Annotated in this window: 19 protein-coding genes; 2 read left to right on the top strand and 17 right to left on the bottom strand. The window is 65.9% G+C overall.

Features of this window, described 5'->3' with window-relative positions:
* Nucleotides 1-38: 38 nt before the first annotated feature.
* Nucleotides 39-863, top strand: coding sequence for an outer membrane protein assembly factor BamD (locus WS87_RS08775; RefSeq protein WP_059526052.1), 825 nt, complete (start codon nt 39-41; stop codon nt 861-863).
* Between the two features lie 81 nt (nt 864-944).
* Here WS87_RS08775 and WS87_RS08770 read toward each other — a convergent pair whose 3' ends face one another.
* The 3 genes from WS87_RS08770 to WS87_RS08760 all read right to left on the bottom strand — a co-directional run bounded on the left by WS87_RS08770 (nt 945) and on the right by WS87_RS08760 (nt 4289).
* Nucleotides 945-3188, bottom strand: coding sequence for an ATP-dependent DNA helicase (locus tag WS87_RS08770; protein WP_059817509.1), 2244 nt, complete (start codon nt 3186-3188; stop codon nt 945-947).
* 55 nt (nt 3189-3243) lie between these two features.
* The gene (locus WS87_RS08765) at nt 3244-3459 is read right to left on the bottom strand and encodes a YdcH family protein (RefSeq protein WP_006755091.1); all 216 of its coding nucleotides are present in this window, start codon (nt 3457-3459) and stop codon (nt 3244-3246) included.
* A gap of 77 nt (nt 3460-3536) precedes the next feature.
* Nucleotides 3537-4289: a hypothetical protein gene (locus tag WS87_RS08760; RefSeq protein WP_059817511.1), complete on the bottom strand. Its 753-nt coding sequence runs from the start codon at nt 4287-4289 to the stop codon at nt 3537-3539.
* 160 nt (nt 4290-4449) lie between these two features.
* On the opposite strand from WS87_RS08760, the gene WS87_RS08755 reads away from it, so the two are divergent.
* A complete protein-coding gene (locus tag WS87_RS08755; protein ID WP_059817513.1) occupies nt 4450-6774 on the top strand; it encodes a Tex family protein in 2325 nt (774 codons plus the stop codon).
* A gap of 113 nt (nt 6775-6887) precedes the next feature.
* Here the strand turns inward: WS87_RS08755 and WS87_RS08750 are convergent, their stop codons facing one another.
* The 14 genes from WS87_RS08750 to ispG all read right to left on the bottom strand — a co-directional run bounded on the left by WS87_RS08750 (nt 6888) and on the right by ispG (nt 22681).
* Entirely contained in the window at nt 6888-8801 is a 1914-nt protein-coding gene (locus WS87_RS08750) for a potassium transporter Kup (RefSeq protein WP_059693222.1), read from the bottom strand.
* A 273-nt stretch (nt 8802-9074) separates the two neighbouring features.
* Nucleotides 9075-9671: a phosphoribosyltransferase gene (locus tag WS87_RS08740; RefSeq protein WP_059464415.1), complete on the bottom strand. Its 597-nt coding sequence runs from the start codon at nt 9669-9671 to the stop codon at nt 9075-9077.
* 8 nt (nt 9672-9679) lie between these two features.
* Nucleotides 9680-11026 carry an adenylosuccinate synthase gene (locus tag WS87_RS08735; RefSeq protein ID WP_059817515.1) on the bottom strand — a complete coding sequence of 449 codons (1347 nt, stop codon included), beginning with the start codon at nt 11024-11026 and terminating at the stop codon, nt 9680-9682.
* Nucleotides 11027-11139: 113 nt separating this feature from the next.
* Nucleotides 11140-12288 carry an ATP phosphoribosyltransferase regulatory subunit gene (locus WS87_RS08730; RefSeq protein WP_059817516.1) on the bottom strand — a complete coding sequence of 383 codons (1149 nt, stop codon included), beginning with the start codon at nt 12286-12288 and terminating at the stop codon, nt 11140-11142.
* Nucleotides 12289-12389: 101 nt separating this feature from the next.
* Entirely contained in the window at nt 12390-12581 is a 192-nt protein-coding gene (locus tag WS87_RS08725; protein ID WP_009687995.1) for a DUF2065 domain-containing protein, read from the bottom strand.
* Between the two features lie 36 nt (nt 12582-12617).
* Nucleotides 12618-13517 carry a protease modulator HflC gene (hflC, locus tag WS87_RS08720; protein ID WP_059817518.1) on the bottom strand — a complete coding sequence of 300 codons (900 nt, stop codon included), beginning with the start codon at nt 13515-13517 and terminating at the stop codon, nt 12618-12620.
* A gap of 15 nt (nt 13518-13532) precedes the next feature.
* Nucleotides 13533-14882, bottom strand: a complete 1350-nt coding sequence (gene hflK, locus WS87_RS08715) for an FtsH protease activity modulator HflK (RefSeq protein WP_059817520.1) — start codon at nt 14880-14882, stop codon at nt 13533-13535.
* A gap of 47 nt (nt 14883-14929) precedes the next feature.
* Nucleotides 14930-16105, bottom strand: coding sequence for a GTPase HflX (gene hflX, locus WS87_RS08710; RefSeq protein WP_179952339.1), 1176 nt, complete (start codon nt 16103-16105; stop codon nt 14930-14932).
* 72 nt (nt 16106-16177) lie between these two features.
* Entirely contained in the window at nt 16178-16417 is a 240-nt protein-coding gene (hfq, locus tag WS87_RS08705) for an RNA chaperone Hfq (protein ID WP_006399927.1), read from the bottom strand.
* 141 nt (nt 16418-16558) lie between these two features.
* On the bottom strand, nt 16559-17896 hold the full coding sequence (der, locus tag WS87_RS08700) for a ribosome biogenesis GTPase Der (protein ID WP_044848985.1): 1338 nt from the start codon (nt 17894-17896) through the stop codon (nt 16559-16561).
* A 247-nt stretch (nt 17897-18143) separates the two neighbouring features.
* Entirely contained in the window at nt 18144-19289 is a 1146-nt protein-coding gene (bamB, locus tag WS87_RS08690; RefSeq protein ID WP_059817524.1) for an outer membrane protein assembly factor BamB, read from the bottom strand.
* Nucleotides 19290-19329: 40 nt separating this feature from the next.
* Nucleotides 19330-19959: a tetratricopeptide repeat protein gene (locus WS87_RS08685; RefSeq protein ID WP_059529930.1), complete on the bottom strand. Its 630-nt coding sequence runs from the start codon at nt 19957-19959 to the stop codon at nt 19330-19332.
* Between the two features lie 55 nt (nt 19960-20014).
* A complete protein-coding gene (hisS, locus tag WS87_RS08680; protein ID WP_059817526.1) occupies nt 20015-21355 on the bottom strand; it encodes a histidine--tRNA ligase in 1341 nt (446 codons plus the stop codon).
* 21 nt (nt 21356-21376) lie between these two features.
* A complete protein-coding gene (ispG, locus tag WS87_RS08675; protein WP_027787235.1) occupies nt 21377-22681 on the bottom strand; it encodes a flavodoxin-dependent (E)-4-hydroxy-3-methylbut-2-enyl-diphosphate synthase in 1305 nt (434 codons plus the stop codon).
* Between the last annotated feature and the right edge of the window lie 39 nt (nt 22682-22720).

Here is a 22720-nt window from a genome sequence, read left to right as displayed (position 1 = left end):
GACTGGGTCACCGAGACTTGAAGCTAGGACATGCGAGCATGATGAATTCGACCAAACGTACGGCCAAAACCGTCGCCGCCCGAGCTGCGGTGGTAGCGGCCGCGGCCCTCATCGCCGGCTGCCACGGCTTGCCGCAGAAGCAGGACGAGACGGCTACCTGGTCGAACAACAAATTATACTCAGAGGCCCAGGACGCACTGTCCGGCGGCGACTGGGGCAAGTGCGCGAAATATTTCGAATCGCTGCAGGGTCGCGATCCGTTCGGCCGTTTCGCGCAACAGGCGCAGATCAACGTCGCGTACTGCAGCTGGAAGGACAACGAAGCGGCAGCCGCCGATCAGGCCGTCGACCGCTTCATCCAGCTGCATCCGGATCACCCGGATATCCCGTACGCGTACTACCTGAAGGGGATGATCCACTTCAACGACGATCTCGGCCTGTTCGGCCGCTTCTCCGGCCAGGACATGAGCGAGCGCGATCCGCAGGCACTGCGCGAATCGTACGACGCGTTCAAGGTCGTCGTCGACCGGTTCCCGAAGAGCAAGTACGCGCCTGACGCCGCCGCGCGGATGCGCTACATCGTCAACGCGCTCGCCTCGCACGAAGTGCACGCGGCCGACTACTACTATCGGCGCGGCGCCTATGTCGCGGCGATCAACCGCGCGCAGCTCGCGATCAAGGACTACAAGGGCGCGCCGGCGATCGAGGACGCGCTGCACATCATGATCCTGTCGTACGGCAAGCTGAACCAGCCGGAACTCGCGGAAGACACGAAGCGCGTGCTCGCCGGAACCTTCCCGGACAGCCCGTACATCACCGGCCATTCGCGCCCCGGCACGAAGAAGTCGTGGTGGCAGTTCTGAGCGACGCCCAAGCACCAACAAAAAACCCGGCCATCGAGCCGGGTTTTTTGTTGGTGCCGCCCGCAGCAGGCAGCAGCGCGGTCACGCGCGCTTTGCGGCGCGATGCTCGTCGAAGAAATCCTGCACGACCGCGATCTCGCGGGTGCGCTTGAACGGCGGCAGGCTCTGCCAGATCCGTCGACCGTAAGGCTTGTCGACGAGCCGCGTGTCGCAGATCATCAGCACGCCGCGATCCGTCTCCGCGCGAATCAGCCGGCCCGCGCCCTGCTTCAGCGTGATCACGGCCTGGGGCAGCTGGTGAACGGCGAACGGGCTCAAGCCCTTCTTGGTCAACGCATCGAGCCGCGCGGCCAGCACCGGATCGTCGGGCGGCGCGAACGGCAGCTTGTCGATCACGACGAGCGACAGCGCGTCGCCGCGCACGTCGACGCCTTCCCAGAAGCTCTGGCTGCCGACGAGAATCGCATTGCCGTACGAACGGAAACGATCGAGCAGTTCGGTACGGCTGGCATCGCCCTGCACCAGCAGCGGCGTGTTCCAGCCGCGCGACTCGATCACGTCGCGCAGCTTCGACGCGATCCGGTCGACCGCGCGCAGCGTCGTGCACAGCATGAACACGCCGCCGCCCGATGCCTCGATCGCCGGCAACGCGGCATCGAACACGGCATCGGTAAACGCCGGCGACGACGGCTGCGGCAAGTTGCGCGGCACATACAGCAGGCCCTGCGTCTGATAGTCGAACGGGCTTGCGAGCGTCATCGAGCGCCGCGAGCTGAGGCCCATCTGGGCCGCGTAGTGCGTGAAGTCGCCGCGCACCGACAGTGTCGCCGACGTGAACACCCACGCGCGGGGCACGCCGGCACGCTGCTTCGCGAAAATCGGCGCAACCGACAGCGGCGTCTCGTGCAGCTGGACGGTATGCGCGAACACTTCGACCCAGCGCACCTTCTCGTTCGGGTCGTCGGTGGCCGCCTTGTCGCCGGCGACCGCGGCATCGGCCTTCGCGGCCGCTTCCGCCGCGCCGGGCGCGACCCAGCCCGCGAGCAGGTCCTGCAGCTCGCGTGCGCGCCGCAGGCACGCACCGAGCGACTCCGCCCGCTCGGCCTGGCTCGCGAGCGCCGAGGCAAGCGCATCGAGCGCCACTTCGAGCGCGTCGAGCGCGCCGAACATCGGGTGATCGTCGCCCAGTTGCGCGAGCGACATGCGCACGATCTGGTCGTTCGCGAACGCGAGACGCAGGTCGCGCGCCGCACGTTCGAGATCGCCGCCGAGCTTCACCCACTCGACCGCATCGCGCGCATGGCTCAGGCCTTCGGCGACCGTGTCGCGCGCGAGTTCGAGGATCTGCGTGGTCGACAGCGTCTCGCCGAAGAACAGCGTGGCCGTCTCCGGCAGCTGGTGCGCTTCGTCGAAGATCACCGTGTTCGCGTTCGGCAGCAGTTCGGCCATCCCGGTGTCGCGCAGCATGATGTCCGCGAAGAACAGGTGATGGTTGACGACGACGACGTCCGCCTGCTGCGCCTCGCGGCGCGCCTGCATCACGAAGCACTCCTTGTAATGCGGGCACTCCTGGCCGAGGCAGTTGTCGCGCGTCGACGTGACCATCGACCACACGGGCGCCGTCTCCGGCACGCTCGCGAGCTCGGCCTTGTCGCCGCTCTTCGTGACCTTGGCGAACCGGACGATTTCCTGCAGATACGCGGTGTCCTGGCGCGACGGCAGGCGGCCGTTGTCGGCCGTGCGCTGCAGGTAGTAATGGCACAGGTAGTTCGAGCGGCCCTTGAGCATCGCAACCGTTACCGGCACCGCGAGCGCGTTGCGCACCGTCGGGATGTCGCGCTGGAACAGCTGGTCCTGCAGGTGCTTCGTGCCGGTCGACACGATCACCTTGCCACCCCACAGCATCGCGGGCACCAGATACGCATAGGTCTTGCCGGTACCGGTGCCGGCCTCGACGATCAGCGTGTTGTCGCCGGCGTCGCCGTCGGCTTCGACCGCAGCCCCCTCCGCGGCGGATTCGGCCGCCTTGTCGCCTTCGCCGAGGCGGCGTGCCGGCCGCTTGCGGGTCTCGAAGATTTCCGGCTCGGGCATCCGGCGCGCGGACGCCTCCATCGCGGACGCGACCGCGCGCGCCATCTCGATTTGCGACTGACGCGGGTGATAGCCGTCGAGCGCGCGCGCGAGCAATCCGCCGTCGCCGAAGATCGTGTCGAGTTCGTCGACGCGCTTGCGGCTCAGCTCGAAGGTGCCTTCGGGCGCACGAACGCGCCCGGCGGACGACGCGTCACGCCGGGCATCGGGGTTGGCTTCAAGCGGTGAATTCAAGGCAAGCGTTCCTGTGTCCAGCGCCCGGGCGGCGCCGGCGCTTGCCAGGCCGCGCTCAGGCGCGCTTATCCGGTTCCAGCTGCGATTGCAGCAAAATGATTTTGTCCTTGGCCGCCAGCTTTTCCTTCTTCAGCCGGTGCAGCGTGATGTCGTCGATGTCGGAGTGTCCTTCCTTCAGCTCGATCTCCCGAGCGAGCTGCTGGTGCTGCTCCTGCAACGCAGCCAAACGGTTGTGCAATTCCTGCTGCTGTTCCGTGGGACGGTTTTGCATATGCGCCTCCTCATCGAAGCAGCGCGCCGACTGGCGTGCCGGCACGCACGAGACTGACTCCGGATCAATCCAACACGTTACTGCCCCTGCTGTTGCTGCTGCTTGGCCTTGTCGGCCGCTTCCTGCTGACGCCGCTCGACATCGGCCTTGTGCTGCGCAGCTTCCTTCTGCTTCTGCTCGTAGCGCGCGGCGTTGTCCGCCCGCTCCTGCGCCTTCTGCGCGCCCTGCTGGCGCGCCTGGTCGAGCTTGCGCTGGAAGTCTGCCTGCTTCTGGTCGTATGCCTGCTTGTTCGCGGCGCGCTGCGGCCCCTCGGCGCCGCGCTGCGCCTGCTTCAGTGCATTCTGCTCCTGCTTGTCGCGGAACGCAGCCGCGTTCGCCGCATCGTTCGCCGCGCGCTGCGGCGCTTCCGCCGCATTCTGCGCCTGCTTCAACGCCTGCTGCTGGTCGCGCTGCTGCGCCCGCACCGCGCGCTGCTCGTCGTCGAGCGCGAGCTGCTCCTGACGGATGCTCGCCCGCTCCTCGCGCATCCGGTCGCGCGCATTGCCGAGACAATGATTGACAAAGAACTTGCTGTAGCAATCGTGCTCCGCCACGGCATAACGATAATCGTTTTCCGCGGAACGTTGATTAAGCACTTTTTGACGGGCGTCAAAATCTTGCGTGGCGGAGGGTGCGACGGGCGCGGCCACTGCGGCGTCCGGCGCGGTTGCGCCCGATGCCTGTGCGTACGCGACGGTAGACCCGGCGGACAAAGCCGCGGCAAGCGCTGCGCCGAGCGCGACGAGAGAAATGCGGGAAGTTGGCAACGTCGTAGGAAAGCTGCGGGACATGTGTCAAATTCTATCACCCCCGGCTGGACGCTCCGCCATTTATGGCAAAATGCCCCGCTTCACTCACCCGCGGCATCTGGTCCGGCGGGCCCGTCTAGCAGCCCGCGCCGCGCGGCCTGCCGGCCCGCGCCGCGATTTCAGCAGGCAGATCATCCACGACATGACGGAAACCGTAGCACTCAAGATCGTACAGCGCATCGCCACCGAACTGTCCGTCCAGCCGCGCCAGGTCGCGGCGGCAGTGCAACTCCTCGACGAAGGCTCGACCGTTCCGTTCATTGCCCGGTACCGCAAGGAAGTGACCGGCAACCTGGACGACACGCAGCTGCGCCAGCTCGAGGAACGCCTCCTGTATCTGCGCGAGCTCGAGGACCGCCGCGCGGCGATCCTGTCGAGCATCGACGAACAGGGCAAGCTGACCGACGAACTGCGCGCCGCGATCGACGCGGCCGACAGCAAGCAGGTGCTCGAAGACCTTTATCTGCCGTACAAGCCGAAGCGCCGCACGCGCGCGCAGATCGCGCGCGAAGCCGGCCTCGAGCCGCTCGCGCAGGCGCTGCTCGCGAATCCGCTGCTCGACCCGCAGACGGAAGCCGCCGCGTACGTCGATGCCGACAAGGGTGTCGCCGACGTGAAGGCCGCGCTCGACGGCGCGCGCGACATCCTGTCCGAACAATTCGGCGAAACGGCCGAACTGCTCGGCAAGCTGCGCGACTACCTGCACAGCCAGGGCGTCGTATCCTCTGCGGTCGTCGAAGGCAAGGAAAACGAGGAAGGCGAGAAGTTCCGCGATTACTACGACTACGCGGAAACGATCCGGACGGTCCCGTCGCACCGCGCGCTGGCTCTGTTCCGCGGTCGCAATGCCGGCGTGCTGACCGTCAAGCTCGGGCTCGGCGAGGAGCTCGACGCGCAAGTCCCGCATCCCGGCGAAGCGATGATCGCGCGCCATTTCGGGATCGCGAACCAGAGCCGCCCGGCGGACAAGTGGCTGTCGGACGTGTGCCGCTGGTGCTGGCGCGTGAAGGTGCAGCCGCACATCGAGAACGAACTGCTCACGCAACTGCGCGAAACGGCGGAAGCCGAAGCGATCCGCGTGTTCGCCCGCAACCTGAAGGATCTGCTGCTGGCCGCGCCGGCCGGCCCGAAGGCCGTGATCGGTCTCGACCCCGGCCTGCGCACGGGCGTGAAGGTTGCCGTGGTCGACCGCACCGGCAAGCTGCTCGCGACCGATACGATCTACCCGCACGAGCCGCGCCGCGACTGGGACGGCTCGCTCGCGAAGCTCGCGCGCATCGCCGCGCAGACGCAGGCCGAGCTGATCAGCATCGGCAACGGCACCGCGTCCCGTGAAACCGACAAGCTCGCGAGCGAGCTGATCTCGAAGCATCCGGAACTGCGGCTGCAGAAGATCGTCGTGTCGGAAGCCGGCGCGTCGGTCTACTCGGCGTCCGAGCTGGCCGCGAAGGAATTCCCGGAGCTCGACGTGTCGCTGCGCGGCGCCGTGTCGATCGCCCGCCGCCTGCAGGACCCGCTCGCCGAGCTCGTGAAGATCGAGCCGAAGGCGATCGGCGTCGGCCAGTACCAGCACGACGTGAACCAGCGCGAACTCGCCCGCTCGCTCGATGCGGTGGTCGAGGATTGCGTGAACGCGGTCGGCGTCGACGCGAACACCGCGTCGGTCGCGCTGCTCGCGCGTGTCTCTGGCCTGAACGCCACGCTCGCGCGCAACATCGTCGACTACCGCGACGCGAACGGGCCGTTCCCGTCGCGCGATCACCTGCGCAAGGTGCCGCGCCTCGGCGACAAGACCTTCGAGCAGGCAGCCGGCTTCCTGCGCATCAACGGCGGCGAGAATCCGCTCGATCGCTCGTCGGTCCACCCGGAGGCTTATCCGGTCGTCGAACGGATCCTCGCGAAGATCAGCAAGCGGATCGACGACGTGCTCGGCAGCCGCGATGCGCTGTCCGGCCTGTCGCCCGCCGAATTCGTCGACGAACGTTTCGGCCTGCCGACCGTGCGCGACATCCTGTCCGAACTCGAAAAACCGGGTCGCGACCCGCGCCCCGAATTCAAGACCGCAACGTTCCGTGACGGCGTCGAAAAGGTGTCCGACCTGATGCCGGGCATGCTGCTTGAAGGTGTCGTGACGAACGTCGCGGCGTTCGGCGCATTCGTGGATGTCGGCGTGCACCAGGACGGCCTCGTCCACGTGTCCGCGATGTCGACGAAGTTCATCAAGGATCCGCACGAAGTCGTGAAGGCCGGCCAAGTCGTCGAGGTCAAGGTGCTCGACGTCGACGTGAAGCGTCAGCGCATTTCGTTGACGATGCGTCTGGACGACGAAGCGGCCACACCGGGCCTGGCGCCGCGCGCCGGTCAGGATCGCGGCAATGCCGGCCGCGGCGCGGCCCGCCCCCAGCGTTCGCGCGAGCCGGAACCGGCCGGCGCGATGGCCGCGGCGTTCGCGAAGCTGAAGCGCTGAGCACGCGAAGGCTGTCGACGCACGAAAAAAAGCCCGCCGGAAGGCGGGCTTTTTCATGGCCTCGGCAAGCGCGGCCGGACCGGCATGGGCCGCATATGCGGCCCGCGTGCGGGTCAGATTTCGATCTTGGTGCCGAGCTCGACCACGCGGTTCGCCGGGATCGAGAAGAAGTCGGTGGGCTTCGCCGCGTTCTGATGCATCCATGCGAACACGCGTTCGCGCCAGATCGACATGCCGGGCAGATGCGTCGGCACGACCGTTTCACGCGCGAGGAAAAACGACGTGTCCATCAGTTCGAACGTCATGTCGTGCGTGCGGCCGAATTCCTCGAGCACGGCCTTCACGTCCGGCGTCTCGTTGAAGCCGTATTCGGCCTTGACGATGTACAGACCGCCGCCCGCGTCGCGCGCACTCAGGCGCTTGTCGTCGCGCACATACGGGATGTCGCGCGTGACGAACGTCAGGAAAATGGTCCGCTCGTGCAGCACCTTGTTGTGCTTCAGGTTGTGCAGCAGGCTGACGGGGACGAGCTTGTCGTTACCGGTCAGGTAGATCGCGGTGCCCGACACACGGTGCGGCGGATGCGCGAGCAGCCCCTGCAAGAACGGCTCGAGCGGGATACCGTCGGCAGCCGTACGCTCCTTGACGATGTGGCGGCCCGTGTACCAGGTCATCAGCAGGAAGAACAACAGCGCGCCGATGCCGAGCGGCAGCCAGCCGCCCTGCGCGACCTTGAGCAGGTTCGCGCCGAAAAAGCCCAGGTCGACCGCAAGGAACACCGCGATGATCGCGCCGACGAGCAGCCTGTTCCACTTCCACACCTTCACCATCACGACGGCCGCGAGCACGGTCGTGATCACCATCGTCGCCGTCACTGCGATACCGTACGCTGCGGCGAGGTTGTCGGAGCTCTTGAAGCCGATCACGATGCAGAGGATCACGAACAGCAGCAGCCAGTTCACGACCGGCACGTAGATCTGGCCGATCGCCAATTCGGACGTATGCAGCACCTTCATGCGCGGCACGTAGCCGAGCTGGATCGCCTGCGACGTCAGAGAATACGCGCCCGAGATCACGGCCTGCGAAGCAATCACGGTCGCGACCGTCGACAGCACGACGAGCGGCAGCAGCGCCCATTCCGGCGCCAACAGGAAGAACGGGTTCTCGATCGCCTTCGGGTTCTGGATCAGCAGCGCGCCCTGGCCGAAGTAGTTCAGCACGAGCGACGGCATCACGAGCCCGTATGCGGCGAGGCGAATCGGCTTCGCACCGAAGTGGCCCATGTCCGCGTAGAGCGCTTCCGCGCCGGTCAGCACCAGCACGACCGAACCGAGCACGACATAGGCCTGCAGCACATGCTCCGACATGAACGACGCCGCGTAATACGGATTGATCGCCGCGATGATGCCCGGCACGCGCACGATGTGATACACGCCGAGCGCCGCGATCGCGATGAACCACAGCACCATGATCGGCCCGAACAGCTTGCCGACCATCGCGGTACCGTGACGCTGGATCCAGAACAGCGCGATCAGAATCACGATCGTGATCGGCATCACGAGATGGGACAGGTGCGGCGTCGCGATCTCCAGACCTTCGACCGCCGACATCACGGAAATCGCCGGCGTGATCACGGCGTCGCCGTAGAACATGCACGCGCCGAAGATCCCGAGCGCCATCAGCGCGCCCGCGACGCGGGTTTTCGAGTCGAGCGGCCGCAGCGACAGCGCCATCAGCGCGAGCACGCCGCCTTCGCCGTTGTTGTCGGCCCGCATCACGAACAGCAAATACTTGATGCCGACCACCAGGATGATCGCCCAGAACAGCAGCGAGATCACCCCAAGAATCGAACCTTCGGTGAGCGGAATGCCGTGTGCGGGGCTGAATGCCTCCTTCAGCGAATACAGCGGGCTCGTGCCGATATCGCCGAACACGACGCCGATGGCCGCTATCGCAAGCGCCCGCATCGAGTGTTGGTGCGTCGAATGCGCATGGGCTGCGTCGGTCGCCTGGATCGTGTCGTTCATATGAAGCTTAATAATCGGGTCCGGTTCGGACAAAACGAGCGCTATTCTACTCGCGCCCCCCTGAAAAACCGTGCTGCCCTGTTGCCCTGAAGCCACGTGATCCACGCCGCGCATGCAATCCCGCGCAAGCTGTGGCAGGGCTGCCATCATAGCCGGGGACGCGCCGTCTGCCTACCGCGAACACCGATTGTGGCGCCCACCGGCCCGCCGCCGCAATAAAAAACGGCGCCGCAAGCGGCGCCGTACAAGGCTTTCCTTCGATCGACCGGCCGCTTACGCGCCCGAGCCGTCGCGCTGCGCGCGACCGCGCTTGATCCACGCCTCGAGATTGTGAGGACGAACCGTGTCCCACTCTTCGAACGGCTGATGAATCCACGGATTCGTCGGCAGATACTGCGTGTGATAGTCAGGCTTGACCTTCGAGCAACCCTTGTACCAGAGCACCGCCGAGCGCACGGCCTTGACCGCCGGATAGCGCTCCTTCAGGTGCTCCTGCACGCGCGCGAGCGTAACGCCCGAATCGACGAGATCGTCGACCAGCAGCACGTTGCCCTCGAGGTTGCCACGTGTCATCGTGATGTACTGCGCGATGTCGAGCTCGCCCTGCTCGGTGCCGGCCGCTTCGCGATACGAACTCGTCGCGAGGATCGCGAGCGGGACGTCGTAGATGCGCGAAAGTTGATCGCCGACGCGCAGACCGCCGCGCGCGAGGCACAGGATCTGGTCGAACTTCCAGCCCGATGCATGCACCTGGAGCGCAAGCAGCTCGATCAGACGATGGTATTCGTCCCAGCCTACCCACAGGTTCTTGTCGTCGTTGCGCGGATCGGTCATCAAGTCTGCCGCCGTCATCGTGATTTGCTGCGTCATGCTGAGAATTACACCTTGAACGGATGGCGAAGCAGAATCGTCTCGTCGCGATCCGGCCCCGTCGAAACCATGTCGACCGGCACGCCGGCCACTTCCTGGACACGGGTCAGGTATGCCTGAGCATTCGCCGGCAGCGCGTCCCACGTGTTGATGCCGACGGTGCTTTCCTTCCAGCCGGCGAACGTTTCGTACACGGGCTCGCAGCGCGCGACGTCGGCGGCACCGCGCGGCAGGATGTCCACGTCCTTGCCGTCGATCTTGTAGCCGACGCACAGCTTGACTTCATCGAGGCCGTCGAGCACGTCGAGCTTCGTCATGCACAGGCCCGACACGCCGTTGATCTGGATCGAGCGGCGCAGCGCCGCTGCGTCGAGCCAGCCGGTGCGGCGCGGACGGCCGGTGACCGAGCCGAATTCCTTGCCGACGTTCGCCAGCGTAACGCCGATCTGGTCTTGGCGCTGCGGATTGTCCGCGTCGTACAACTCGCTCGGGAACGGGCCCGAGCCGACACGCGTGCAGTACGCCTTCGTGATGCCGAGGATGTAGTTCAACTTCTGCGGACCGACGCCGGCGCCGGCCGATGCCGCACCCGCGACGCAGTTGCTCGACGTGACGAACGGATAGGTGCCGTGGTCGATGTCGAGCAGCGTGCCTTGCGCGCCTTCGAACAGCAGGTTCTGACCGGCGTTGTTCGCGTCGTACAGGCGGCGCGACACGTCGGCCACCATCGGCTTCAGGCGATCGGCATAGCCGAGCATCGTGTCGAGCGTGGCCTGGAAATCGACGGCCGCGCCACCCAGGTACTGGGTCAGCACGAAGTTGTGGAAATCGAGGTTTTCGCGCAGGCGGTCGGCGAAGGTCTTCGCGTCGAACAGGTCCTGCACGCGCAGCGCGCGGCGGCCGACCTTGTCTTCGTACGCGGGGCCGATGCCGCGGCCGGTCGTACCGATCTTGCCGGCGCCCTTGCGCGCTTCGCGCGCCTGGTCGATTGCGATGTGGTACGGCAGGATCAGCGTCGTGGCTTCGGAGATGAACAGGCGATCGCGCACGTTCACGCCGGCCTCTTCCAGCTCGCCGATTTCCTTGAACAGTGCCTCGGGGGACAGGACGACGCCGTTGCCGATGTAGCAGGCGACGCCTTCACGCATGATGCCCGACGGAATGAGGCGCAAGATGGTTTTCTTGCCGCCGATGATGAGGGTGTGGCCGGCGTTGTGACCGCCCTGGAAACGCACGACGCCCTGAGCGTGGTCCGTCAGCCAGTCGACGATCTTGCCCTTGCCTTCATCACCCCATTGCGTTCCCACGACGACGACATTGCGCCCGGGAGTCACGTTCACTGCGCTGGCAGACATGTTGATTCGTTAGCTGGTTAAAAACGTATTCTACCTATGTTCGCGGGCGATTCCGAATTTTTCCGTTTCGCTTCAACGATATGCACGTCGAACGACGGCCCGCGAACGCCTGTTTAACGGGGTTCGACCACCCATGCGCCATTACGCTCGACAAGCGAACGGTCGCAGGCGAACTCGTCGAGCACGTGGTCGTGCCCCGGCAACGCCTGGATCACGACCTCGCCCGCATCGCGCAGCGCCGCAACGGCCGCGCTCAGCGCGTCGTCCTGTGCCCACGGCGCGAGAATCGCGGTACCGCGCGCCTCGATCGGCGAAATCCGCGCAAGCTCGCGCAGGTCGAGCGAGAAGCCCGTCGCCGGGCGGGCGCGACCGTAGGCCTGGCCCACGTGGTCGTAACGGCCGCCGCGCGCGATCGCGTTCGGCACGCCGTCGATGTACGCCGTGAACATCGCGCCGCTGTGGTACGCGTAGCCACGCAGGTCGGCGAGATCGATCGCCACCTCGACACCCTTCGCCTGCGCGGCGAGCTGCGCGAGATCGTCGAGCGCGCGCGTGATCTCGGGCAGCACCGGCAGGCGTGCACGTGCCTCGTCGAGCACGCTCGCGTCACCGTACAGATGCGGCAGCGTCCGCAGCGCCGCGCGCGTATCGGCGCCGAGATCGTCGGTGAGTTCGTTCAGCAGCGGCACGTCCTTGCCCGACAGTGCGTCGTAGAGCGCCTCGCCGCGCTCGGCGGCTTGCGGGTCGCGTGCGAGCAGCGCCGCGAGCACGCCCGCGTGACACAGATCCAGACGGATCCGCGACAGCCCCGCGAGGTGCAGCGCGTCGAGCATCAGCTGCTGGATCTCGAGATCGGCTTCCAGTCCGGCATGTCCGTAGATTTCGGCGCCGATCTGGATCTGCTCGCGCGTCGCATGCAGGCCGCGCGGACGCGTATGCATCACGTGGCCCGCATAACAGAGACGCGTCACGCCCTGGCGGTTCAGCAGATGCGCGTCGATACGCGCAACCTGCGGCGTGATGTCCGCGCGCAGGCCGAGCGTGCGGCCCGACAGCTGATCGACCAGCTTGAAAGTACGCAAGCGCAGGTCGGCGCCGCCGCTCGTCAGCAGCGACTCGAGATATTCGAGCAGCGGCGGCATCACCATTTCGTAGCCGTACGAACGGAAGCGATCGAGCAGCCTGCGGCGCAGCTCCTCGATCTTGCGCGCTTCCGACGGCAGTACGTCGGCGATATTCTCGGGAAGTAACCAGGTCGACATCGTTACGGTCCTACGACAGGAAACAGGGCGCGACACGCGCGCCGCGAGATGAATCGGAAATCGGAAATCGGGCGGAACGAACGGCGGGTGCGCCGTCCGGATCAGGTGGCCAGCAGCAGCAGGACGAGCCCGAGCGCCATCACGATGAGCCCGCCGATCCGGATATGATGCGGCGGCCGCTCCGCTATTCTACGAAACGTGTCGCGCCAGGCGACGGGAAACACGAAGGGGAACGCCCCCTCGATGATCAGCATCAGTGCTACCGCGAGCAACAACGAGCCAGCCAAATCCATGCGAGCGACGGCGCCGCTCGACGCGGCGCCCCAAGGTCAGTGTTTGCGGGGAGCGGGTGCCGCCGGTGCGGCACCGCCCGTCGGGCTGCGCATGAAACGGAAAAACTCGCTGTCGGGGTCGACGACGATGATGTCGTTGCGCTTGAAGGTATTCCGGTAAGCCTGCAGGCTCGCGTAGAACTGGTAGAACTGCGGATCGCGGCCGAACGCATCGGCGGCGATCGACGCGGCCTTCGCGTCGCCCTCGCCCTTGATCGTCTGCGCGGACTTGTACGCATTTGCGAGCACCGCCTGCTGTTCGCGTTCCGCGTCGGCCTTGATCTGCTCGACATCGGCGGCGCCATCCGCGCGCACCCGTGCGGCCTGGTCGCGCAGCGCGGCAATCATCCGCTGATAGACGGCATCCGTCTGCGCAGCCGGCAAGTCGACGCGCGTCAACTGCACGTCGACCACGTCGACGCCGAAGCCCGACGCCTTCGCGCGCACCGCCTCGCGCGCCGCATTGGCGATGTCGCGCTGGCCGCCGAGCGCGTCGTCGAGCGCGCGCTTGCCGAACGCGTCGCCGAGTGCGCTCTTCAGCGCGCCGGCCAGCCGCTCGGTGGCGGCCACCGGGTCGCCGCCCGTCGCCGTGAAATATTTCATCGGATCGCTGATCCGGTACTTGACCGCATACGCGACGAGCAGGTCGTGCTTGTCTTCGGTCGCCAGTTGCAGCGGATCCGACGACTCGAGCGATTGCACGCGTGTGTCGATCAGCGTCGCCGTTTGCAGCGGCGGCGGCAGCTTGAAATGGATGCCGGGGCCCGCGAGTTCGGGTTGCGCGCCGTCGCGGCCCGACAGCACGGCAGTGTGGCGCGGGTCGACGGTCAGGACGGTCGACGACGCCGCGAAGGCGGCGATCACGATTGCGACGACGAGCGCAATGATTCGGTTCATGTTCTGCGCTCTCCGTTACTTCGTATCGTCTTCACGCGAGCGGCTGCGGAACGCTTCGCGCGACCGCAGCACGTCGCTGCCCGGTGCGGGCGCCGCTGCGCCCGAAGCCGCGCTCGCGGGTGCGCTCGACGCAGCGGCGGCCGGGGCCGACGCTGCGACGGGCGCGGATGCACCGGCAGGCGTCGCGGCATTCGCGGCATCTTGTCGCCCCTGCTCGACAAGCTTGTCGAGCGGCAGATACACGACGCTGTTGCCACCCTTGTTGCCGACGAATACTTTCGTCGCGTTCGAATAGATTTCCTGCATCGTCTCGAGGTACATCCGCTCGCGGATCACCGCGGGCGCCTTCGAATACTGTGCATAGACCTGCTTGAACCGGTCGGCGTCGCCCTCTGCCTCCGTGACCACGCGATCGGCATACGCCTTCGCTTCGTCGGCGAGTTTCGCGGCATTGCCCTGCGCCTTCGGCAGCAGGTCGTTCGCATAGGCCTGCGCAGCACGCTTCGCGGCCTCGCGATCTTCGCGCGCCTTCGCGACTTCGGCGTACGCGGCCTGCGTCTGCTCGGGCGCCGCGACGCTCTGCATCGTGACGGCCGTGATCTCAAGGCCCGACTGGTAGCGATCGAGATCGCGCTGGATCGCGGCGGACAATTGCTCGCGCAGTGCATCGCGATCCTGGTTCAGCATGTCGGCCGCGCTGCGCGTGCCGACGATCGCGCGCACCGCGGCCTGGGCGGCCTGCGACACACTGCGCTCCGGATCGACGCTGCGGAACAGGTAGTCGGTTGCCGAACGAATCCGATACTGGACGATGAAACGCACGTCGACGATGTCGGCGTCGCGCGTCAGCATCGCCGCTTCCTTCACGTTCGCGAGACGCACGACGTTGTTGCGGCCGATCTCGATCGAACGGACCTGCGACGTGTCGACGATCTCGTGCGACGCGAACGGATACGGTGCGCGCCAGTGCACGCCCTGGCCAACCGTGCCGGACAGCTTGCCGAACTGCAGCACGACGCCCGTCTGGCCGTCCTGCACGACAAACAACCCGCTGCCCGCGTAGACTGCGACCAGCACGCCGATCACGATGCCGACGCCGACGCGCGCGGCCCGGCCATTGTCGGGCCGGAAGCCGTTGCCGCCCTTGCCGCCGAACAGGCCGCTCAGACGCCGGTTGAAGTTGCGCCACATCTCGTCGAGATCGGGCGGACCGTCACCGTCGCCACCGGGCGGACGCTTCGATTCATTCGCACGCGGACGGGATCCGTCGTTGCCCTTGCCTTCGCCGCGCCCCCAGCGGGGATCGTTGATCGACAGCAAGGCGCGCATCCGCCGCCAGGTACTCCGCTCGTTGTATTCGTTCACCAGAGTTTGTTCACCAGATTAGACGCCGGCGAACCGGCCGGGACCGGTTAGCGCCCGTGTTCGGAAATCGTGTGGTCTTCGTGTGGTTCAGCGGGTGCGCCGTCGAGCGCGCCGTTGGGTAACGTCGCGCCGGAAAGGTGTTCCGCAGAGGCGATCTCGGCGATGGCGGCACGCAACGCATCAAGACCCTGACCGGTGCGTGCGCTCAAAAAGACGCGCGAAATATTACCATACTCGTCCCGCTCGACCGCGTCGCCGCGGGCCGCCAGCTCGGGCACGGCGTCGATCTTGTTGAACACCAGCACCTGCCGGATCGTGTCCGCACCGATCTCGTGCAGCACGCCGTTCACCTGCTCGATCTGTTCGAGCCGCACCGCGCTCGACGCGTCGACGACGTGCAGCAGCAGATCCGCATGAATCGTTTCCTCGAGGGTCGCGCGAAACGCGGCAACCAACTGGTGAGGCAATTCGCGAATGAACCCTACCGTATCGGATACGACAATTTGACCCGCCTCGTCGCCGAGGTACACGCGCCGCGACGTCGTATCGAGCGTGGCGAACAGCTGGTCGGCCGCATAGGCCTGCGCTTTCGTCAGCGCATTGAACAGCGTCGACTTGCCCGCGTTCGTATAGCCGACGAGCGACACCGACATCGTGCCGCTGCGCGCGCGCTGACGACGCTGCGTGCTGTGCTGCCTGCGCAACCGGTCGAGCCGCGACTTCAGCATCTTGATGCGCTCGCCGATCAACCGACGGTCGGTTTCGAGCTGGGTTTCCCCGGGGCCGCGCAGGCCAATACCGCCCTTTTGCCGCTCCAGGTGGGTCCACGCGCGAATCAGGCGGGTCGACAGGTATTGCAGCTGCGCGAGTTCGACCTGCAGCTTGCCTTCATGACTGCGGGCACGCTGCGCGAAGATATCGAGGATGAGGCTCGTGCGATCGACCACCCGCCTGTTAAGCGCCTGCTCCAGATTGCGTTGCTGGGCCGGTGCCAGTGCGTGGTTGAAGATGACGATTTCGACGTTGTGCGTGTCGCAGGCAAGCCGCAATTCTTCGGCTTTGCCGCTGCCGATGAACATCTTGGCATCGGGACTGGCGCGACGACCGGTGAGGGTGACGGCGGGACGGGCCCCCGCACTGGATGCGAGAAGACTGAGTTCTTCGAGGCTGGCTTCGAAATCGGTCTTGCCGAAGTCGATGCCGACGAGCGCTGCGTTGATCAAATTATCGGGTGTCAAGATAAGGCGGCTGGCATCGGTCGCTCGCGGCGACCGGACGCCGGCCGCTGCGATGGGTTAGGACGAGGCTTCCGCGTCCGGGTGGAAATTCACCGGGCGCGCCGGCACGACCGTCGAGATGGCGTGCTTGTAGACCATCTGGGTCACCGTATTACGGAGCAACACGACGTACTGGTCGAACGATTCAATGTTCCCTTGCAGCTTGATGCCGTTGACGAGATAGATCGAAACGGGAACGTGCTCTTTGCGCAGTGCGTTCAAAAACGGGTCTTGTAACAATTGCCCTTTGTTGCTCATGGCGTACTCCATCTTTTTTTGCAGGTTGATCTGGATTGGCGACGAAGAAAAAGAGATCCGGCGCCAATCGCTACACTATAGCCGATTTTGCATGCCCCGCCCGGGCGTAGGCCATGCGGCCTATCCCTTGCAGGACATGCTTCAGCCCTTGTCCGCGTACGGGTTGTTCGACGAACGGAACTCTATGCGCAATGGAGTCCCGGTCAGTGAGAAAGTTTCGCGGAATCGGTTTTCGAGGTAACGCTTGTAGGTTTCCGTCACGGCGTCGAGCGCGTTGCCGTGGATGACGATCAGCGGCGGATTCTGGCCGCCCTGGTGCGCGTAGCGCAGCTTCGGACGCACCGGACCGCGACGCCGCGGCTGCTGGAACTCGACCGCCTCGATCAGCGCGCGCGTGAGCTTCGGCGTCGGCAGTTTCGCCATCGCCGCCGCGTACGCGTCGTCGACCGAGCGCATCAGCGCGCCGATGCCGGTCTTCTTCGCGGCCGAAATGTAGTGCGATTTCGCGAAGTCGAGGAATTTCAGCTTGCGGGTCAAATCCGCTTTCGCGCGATCGCGTGCGTGATCGTCGAGACCGTCCCACTTGTTGACGCCGATCACGAGCGCGCGGCCTTGTTCGACGACGAAGCCGGCGATGTGCGCGTCCTGGTCGGAAATGTCCTGCTGCGCATCCAGCAGAAGAATGACGACGTTCGCGTCCGAGATCGATTGCAGCGTCTTCACGACCGAGAATTTCTCGATCGCCTCGAACACCTTGCCGCGGCGTCGCAGGCCCGCTGTGTCGATCAACGTATATTTCTTGCCGTTGCGCTCGAAGTCGACGTAGATCGAATCGCGCGTCGTCCCCGGCATGTCGAACGCGATCACGCGGTCCTCGCCGATCAGCGCGTTCACGAGCGTCGACTTGCCGACGTTCGGCCGGCCGACGATCGCGATCTTGATGCCGCGCGACGGATCGTCCTCGTCCGCTTCCTCGGGCTGGCCCGCGTATGCGACTTCCAGCGCCTCGTTGATCATGTCGGTCACGCCGTCGCCGTGCGCGGCCGAGATCGCGCGCGGATCGCCGAGCCCGAGCTCGTAGAAGTCCGTCGCGACCGCCGTGTACTTCATCCCCTCGGCCTTGTTGACGACCAGGAAGATCGGCCGGCCGGTCTTGCGCAGGTAGTCGGCGATCGACTTGTCCTGCGGCGCGAGGCCGTTACGGCCGTCGACGATGAACACGACGACGTCGGCTTCCTCGACGGCCTGCCGCGTCTGACGTGCCATCTCGTGCAGGATGCCGTCCTTCGCGACGGGCTCGAAGCCGCCGGTATCGACGACCAGATACGGCCGTGCGCCGACCCGCCCTTCGCCATAATGGCGATCGCGCGTCAGGCCCGGCAAGTCGGCGACCAGCGCATCGCGCGAACGCGTGAGCCGGTTGAACAGCGTGGATTTCCCCACATTGGGGCGCCCAACGAGGGCAATGACCGGTTTCATCTGTGTTTTCTACGGTGATGCGCAGCAGCGGGAGGCCCGCTGCTGCGGGCGGCTGCGCTGAATGAAAATATCACGAATTCGCGCCGCGCCGGATGCGCGCGCCGGGCGCGCGTTGCGCGCCGTCGTCTTTCGTTTCGAACTGCCTTTCAAATACCGAGCGGCCGGGGACACCGGCCGCCTTCATGTCGCGCGACCGCGGCGCGCGGGACGAGCCCGCCGCGCCGCGTTCGCGCCTGTTACGTGCGCGTCAGCGCGGACGGAACCCGTACAGGCCGCCGTCCTTCGTCTGCACGACGAGCGTATTGCCCGCCAGGACCGGCGCCGCGGTAATCGCGCTGCCGTCGGTCTTCATTCGGGCGATGAAACTGCCGTCCTCGCGCGACAGGAAGTGCACGAAGCCCTGGTAGTCGCCCACCACGACCGCATGACCAAGCAGGTAGGGCACGCCGACGTCGCGGCTCTTCAGCTTGTCGTTACGCCAGAGCTGATTGCCGCTCGCCGCGTCGTAAGCCGTCACGACCGACCAGTCGTCGCCGCCGGCGACGACCGAATCATCCTGCGCGAGACCGCTGCGGCTCGAGAACGCCTTTTCCCACAGCGGACGGCCCGAGTTCGCGTCGAAGCAGCCGAGCTGGCCCTGGAACGTGACCGCGCACGCTTCGGCACCCACGAGCGTCGGCGGACCGCTGACGTCGTTGATGCGCTCCACTTCGGTCACACCCTTCGGGAACGACACGGGCGTCTGCCAGAACGGCTCGCCCGTCTGCAGGTTAATCGCGACGAGACCGCCGCCGGGGAAGCCCGCCAGCACGGCCGCATCGCCCGCGAACGTCATGCCGGCCGACACGCGCAGGTTCAGCGGCACCGCGCGGTTGCGGTAGTTCCACTTCTGTTCGCCCGTCTGCGCGTTGAACGCGATCACTTGGCCGTCGATCGTGCGCACGATCACGAGACCGTTGCCGACCAGCGGCGGCGAGAAGATCTCGCCCTGCACGCTCGTCTTCCACAGCTGCTTGCCGTCGGGGCCCAGCACGAACACGCCGCCCTTCAACGCACCAACCGCGGTCAGGTTGCCATCACTGCCGACCCCGGCCGACAGGTCCGAACCGACCTTCGCGCGCCACAGCGTCTGGCCCGTCTTCGCGTCGATCTTCTCGACCGAACCGTTCTCGCCCGCCGCGTAGACGGCGTCGCCAACGGCCACCGGCGAGAACAGATAGCGCCCGCCCTTGCCGACGCTCGCCTTCCAGACCTGTTGCACGTCCATGACGGGCTTGAACTCGGTGAGCGGCGTCGGCACGCGGCGCGCGTCCTTCGACGACGAGCAGGCCGCCAATGCCAGGACAGCCGCCGCGCAGGCTACGGGCACAGCGTAACGTTTCAGCAAATTCATCGGTTAGCGAAGCAGAGTTAAGGGGTTGAGGGGGCCGGGATCAGCCGCCGAGCGCATCTAGCTTGAACTGCACGAGCTGACGCGCGGACTGGTCGTCCTGCGACAGGCCGGCGAGCGCGAGCTTGTACGCGGCGCGCGCATCGTCGGTCTTGCCTTGCGCCGCAAGCAGATCGCCACGGCGATCGGCCACGAGGCCCTTGAATGCATCGACCGGCGTGCCGGACAGCAGCGCGAGGCCCGCATCGTACGCCTTCTCGTCGAGCAGCAGCGATGCGAGACGCAGTTTCGCGATCTGCTTGTACTCGTCGTCCTTGGCGTGATCGACGGCCCATTGAAGCTGCGCCTTCGCGCCTGCGGCGTCGCCGGCCGCGTACAACGTCTTCGCCGCCGACAGTGCGGTCATCTGCGCATACGGCGTGCTGCCGAACTTGCTTTCCATGTCGGCGGCCGCGCGGGCCATCGTCGCCTTGTCATTCGCGGCGGCGGCCTTCTGCACCTGCTCGTACAACCCGGAAGCCTCGGCGGCCTGACGGCGCTGCCAGTAATTCCAGCCGTTGAAACCGGCCGCGACGACCAGCGCCGCGAGCACGATCCACGTGGTGAGGTTGCCCCAGCGGGCCCACCACGCCTTGAGACTTTCAATCGATTCTTGTTCGTCGTGATAACTCATCGGCGAGCGATTCCTTCCTTTTCAGGCTTTTCTTGTCGAGCGAATGCCAGCGCGATCAGTCGTCGCCGTCTTCGGCGGATGCAACCATCGCATTGATTAGGAATTCGGTCAAGCTTTCGACCGGTACGGTCTGCTGAACGTTCTTTTCCCCGTCCTCGCCCGCACCGCGCAACGCTTTCACGCCGACCGTGCCGTTCGCGACCTCTTCTTCGCCGAAGATCACCGCGAACGCGGCACCGCTCGCATCGGCCCGCTTCATCTGCGACTTGAAGCTTGCCGGGCCGCCATCGGCGCTGCAGTGGAAAATCACGTCGAGGCCCGTATCGCGCAGACGTTCGGCCGCGATGAACGCCTGTTCGCGCGCCGTCTCGCCCTGGTGCACCACGTACACGTCGACACCCTCCTGCTCGGGCGCGAGATCCTCTTCCTTCAGCAGCTCGAGAATGCGCTCGATGCCCATCGCCCAGCCGCACGCGGCGGTCGGCTTGCCGCCGAGCTGCTCGATCAGCGGATCGTAGCGGCCGCCGGCCGCGACCGTGCCCTGCGCGCCGAGCTTGTCGGTCACCCACTCGAACACGGTCAGATTGTAGTAGTCGAGGCCGCGCACGAGACGCGGGTTGATCTTGAACGGGATGTTGTTCGCGAGCAGCAGGCGCTGCAGCCCTTCGAAGTGGGCACGCGACTCGTCGCCCAGGAAGTCGATCAGCTTCGGCGCGTTCTGCGCGATTTCCTGCAGCGCGGGGTTCTTCGTGTCGAGCACGCGCAACGGGTTCGTATACAGGCGACGCTTCGCGTCCTCGTCCAGGACATCGGCGAACTGCTCGAGATACTTGATCAGTTCGACGCGGTGCGCGGCACGCTCTTCGGCGAGGCCGAGCGAATTGATCTCGAGCTTGATGCCGGTCAGGCCGAGGTCGTCCCACAGGCGCTGGCACATCATGATGATCTCGGCATCTGCATCCGGGCCAGCGAAGCCGAGCGCCTCGACGCCGACCTGGTGGAACTGGCGGTAGCGGCCGCGCTGCGGACGCTCGTGACGGAACATCGGGCCGATGTACCACAGGCGCTTCGGGCCGTCATACAGCATGTTGTGCTCGATCGACGCGCGCACGACGGCCGCGGTGTTTTCCGGGCGCATCGTCAGGTTCTCGCCGTTCAGCGCGTCGATGAAGCTGTACATCTCCTTCTCGACGATGTCCGTGACTTCGCCGATGCCGCGCGTGAAGAGCTGCGTATGTTCGACGATCGGCGTGCGGATGTTCTGATAGCCGTACGCGCGCAGCAGCGATTTCACGGTAGCTTCGAAGAACTCCCAGAGGCCGGCATCCTGCGGGAGGATGTCGTTCATGCCCTTGACGCCGGTGAGCTTCTCGATCTTGCGTTTCTGTTCAGTCATCGTTCGTGTGTGTGGACGAATTTAGTTCAGGGCCTCGGTGCGGCCGTAATTGCGTGCGACGTAGTCGCTGACGATCTGCTGGAATTCCTCGGCGATCCGCTCACCGCGCAGCGTCTTGACCTTCTCGCCGTCGATGAAGACGGGCGCGGCCGGGTTTTCGCCCGAACCCGGCAGGCTGATGCCGATGTTCGCGTGCTTCGACTCGCCCGGGCCGTTGACGATGCAGCCCATCACCGCGACGTTCATCTTCTCGACACCCGGATATTCCTTGCGCCAGACCGGCATCTGCTCGCGCAGATAGGTCTGGATCTGCATCGCGAGTTCCTGGAACAGCGTGCTCGTCGTGCGGCCGCAGCCCGGACACGCGATCACCATCGGCGCGAACGAGCGCAGGCCCATCGTCTGCAGGATTTCCTGGCCGACGATCACTTCGCCCGTGCGCGACGCGCCCGGCTCCGGCGTCAGCGAAATGCGGATCGTGTCGCCGATCCCTTCCTGCAGCAGCACGCCGAGCGCGGCCGTCGAAGCGACGATGCCCTTCGAGCCCATGCCGGCCTCGGTCAGACCGAGGTGCAGCGCGAAGCCGCAGCGGCGGCCGAGCTCACGGTACACGGCGATCAGGTCCTGCACGCCGCTGACCTTGCACGACAGCACGATGCGGTCGCGGCCGAGACCCAGCTCGACCGCGCGCTCGGCCGAGCCGATCGCCGACTGGATCAGCGCTTCATACATCACGCTTTGCGCATCCCACGGCTGCGAACGCGCGCCGTTCTCGTCCATCATGCGCGCGAGCAGGTCCTGATCGAGGCTGCCCCAGTTCACGCCGATCCGCACCGGCTTGTCGTACTTCGCCGCGGCTTCGATCATCTGCGCGAACTGCGTGTCGCGCTTCGCGCCCTGACCGACGTTACCCGGGTTGATCCGGTACTTCGACAGCGACTCCGCGCAGCCCGGGTAGTCGCGCAGCAACAGGTGGCCGTTGTAGTGGAAATCCCCGACGAGCGGGACGGTCACGCCCATCCGGTCGAGCTGTTCGCGAATCGCCGGCACGGCGGCCGCGGCCTCCGGCGTATTGACCGTGATGCGCACCAGTTCGGAGCCCGCGTTCGCAAGCTCCTTGATCTGGATCGCCGTGCCGATTGCGTCGGCCGTGTCGGTATTCGTCATCGACTGCACGCGCACCGGCGCATCGCCGCCGATCGTCACGAGCTGCCCGCCCCAACGAACATCCACCGCATGCGACACGCGACGCGGCTGATGCCCGCCGAACACCGGCTCGGTTGAACAAATCTGACTGCTGCGTGGGGATTGAGCTTCGGATTGCATCGATAGATCCATTTACGCGGAATGCGCCGCGAGGCGGCG

Source organism: Burkholderia sp. MSMB0856, assembly GCF_001524645.2.
Lineage (GTDB): Bacteria > Pseudomonadota > Gammaproteobacteria > Burkholderiales > Burkholderiaceae > Burkholderia > Burkholderia diffusa.
This window is presented reverse-complemented; position numbering and strand designations above follow the sequence as displayed.

What these genes read in the sequence shown, in the direction of transcription:
- WS87_RS08765 (WP_006755091.1), bottom strand. Translation starts at nt 3,459, where the DNA reads ATGCAAAACCGTCCCACGGAACAGCAGCAGGAATTGCACAACCGTTTG.
- WS87_RS08755 (WP_059817513.1), top strand. Translation starts at nt 4,450, where the DNA reads ATGACGGAAACCGTAGCACTCAAGATCGTACAGCGCATCGCCACCGAA.
- WS87_RS08735 (WP_059817515.1), bottom strand. Translation starts at nt 11,026, where the DNA reads ATGTCTGCCAGCGCAGTGAACGTGACTCCCGGGCGCAATGTCGTCGTC.
- hfq (WP_006399927.1), bottom strand. Translation starts at nt 16,417, where the DNA reads ATGAGCAACAAAGGGCAATTGTTACAAGACCCGTTTTTGAACGCACTG.
- WS87_RS08730 (WP_059817516.1), bottom strand. Translation starts at nt 12,288, where the DNA reads ATGTCGACCTGGTTACTTCCCGAGAATATCGCCGACGTACTGCCGTCG.
- WS87_RS08760 (WP_059817511.1), bottom strand. Translation starts at nt 4,289, where the DNA reads ATGTCCCGCAGCTTTCCTACGACGTTGCCAACTTCCCGCATTTCTCTC.
- WS87_RS08685 (WP_059529930.1), bottom strand. Translation starts at nt 19,959, where the DNA reads ATGAGTTATCACGACGAACAAGAATCGATTGAAAGTCTCAAGGCGTGG.
- der (WP_044848985.1), bottom strand. Translation starts at nt 17,896, where the DNA reads ATGAAACCGGTCATTGCCCTCGTTGGGCGCCCCAATGTGGGGAAATCC.
- hflC (WP_059817518.1), bottom strand. Translation starts at nt 13,517, where the DNA reads ATGAACCGAATCATTGCGCTCGTCGTCGCAATCGTGATCGCCGCCTTC.
- WS87_RS08725 (WP_009687995.1), bottom strand. Translation starts at nt 12,581, where the DNA reads ATGGATTTGGCTGGCTCGTTGTTGCTCGCGGTAGCACTGATGCTGATC.
- WS87_RS08750 (WP_059693222.1), bottom strand. Translation starts at nt 8,801, where the DNA reads ATGAACGACACGATCCAGGCGACCGACGCAGCCCATGCGCATTCGACG.
- WS87_RS08740 (WP_059464415.1), bottom strand. Translation starts at nt 9,671, where the DNA reads ATGACGCAGCAAATCACGATGACGGCGGCAGACTTGATGACCGATCCG.
- WS87_RS08775 (WP_059526052.1), top strand. Translation starts at nt 39, where the DNA reads ATGATGAATTCGACCAAACGTACGGCCAAAACCGTCGCCGCCCGAGCT.
- ispG (WP_027787235.1), bottom strand. Translation starts at nt 22,681, where the DNA reads ATGCAATCCGAAGCTCAATCCCCACGCAGCAGTCAGATTTGTTCAACC.
- bamB (WP_059817524.1), bottom strand. Translation starts at nt 19,289, where the DNA reads ATGAATTTGCTGAAACGTTACGCTGTGCCCGTAGCCTGCGCGGCGGCT.
- hisS (WP_059817526.1), bottom strand. Translation starts at nt 21,355, where the DNA reads ATGACTGAACAGAAACGCAAGATCGAGAAGCTCACCGGCGTCAAGGGC.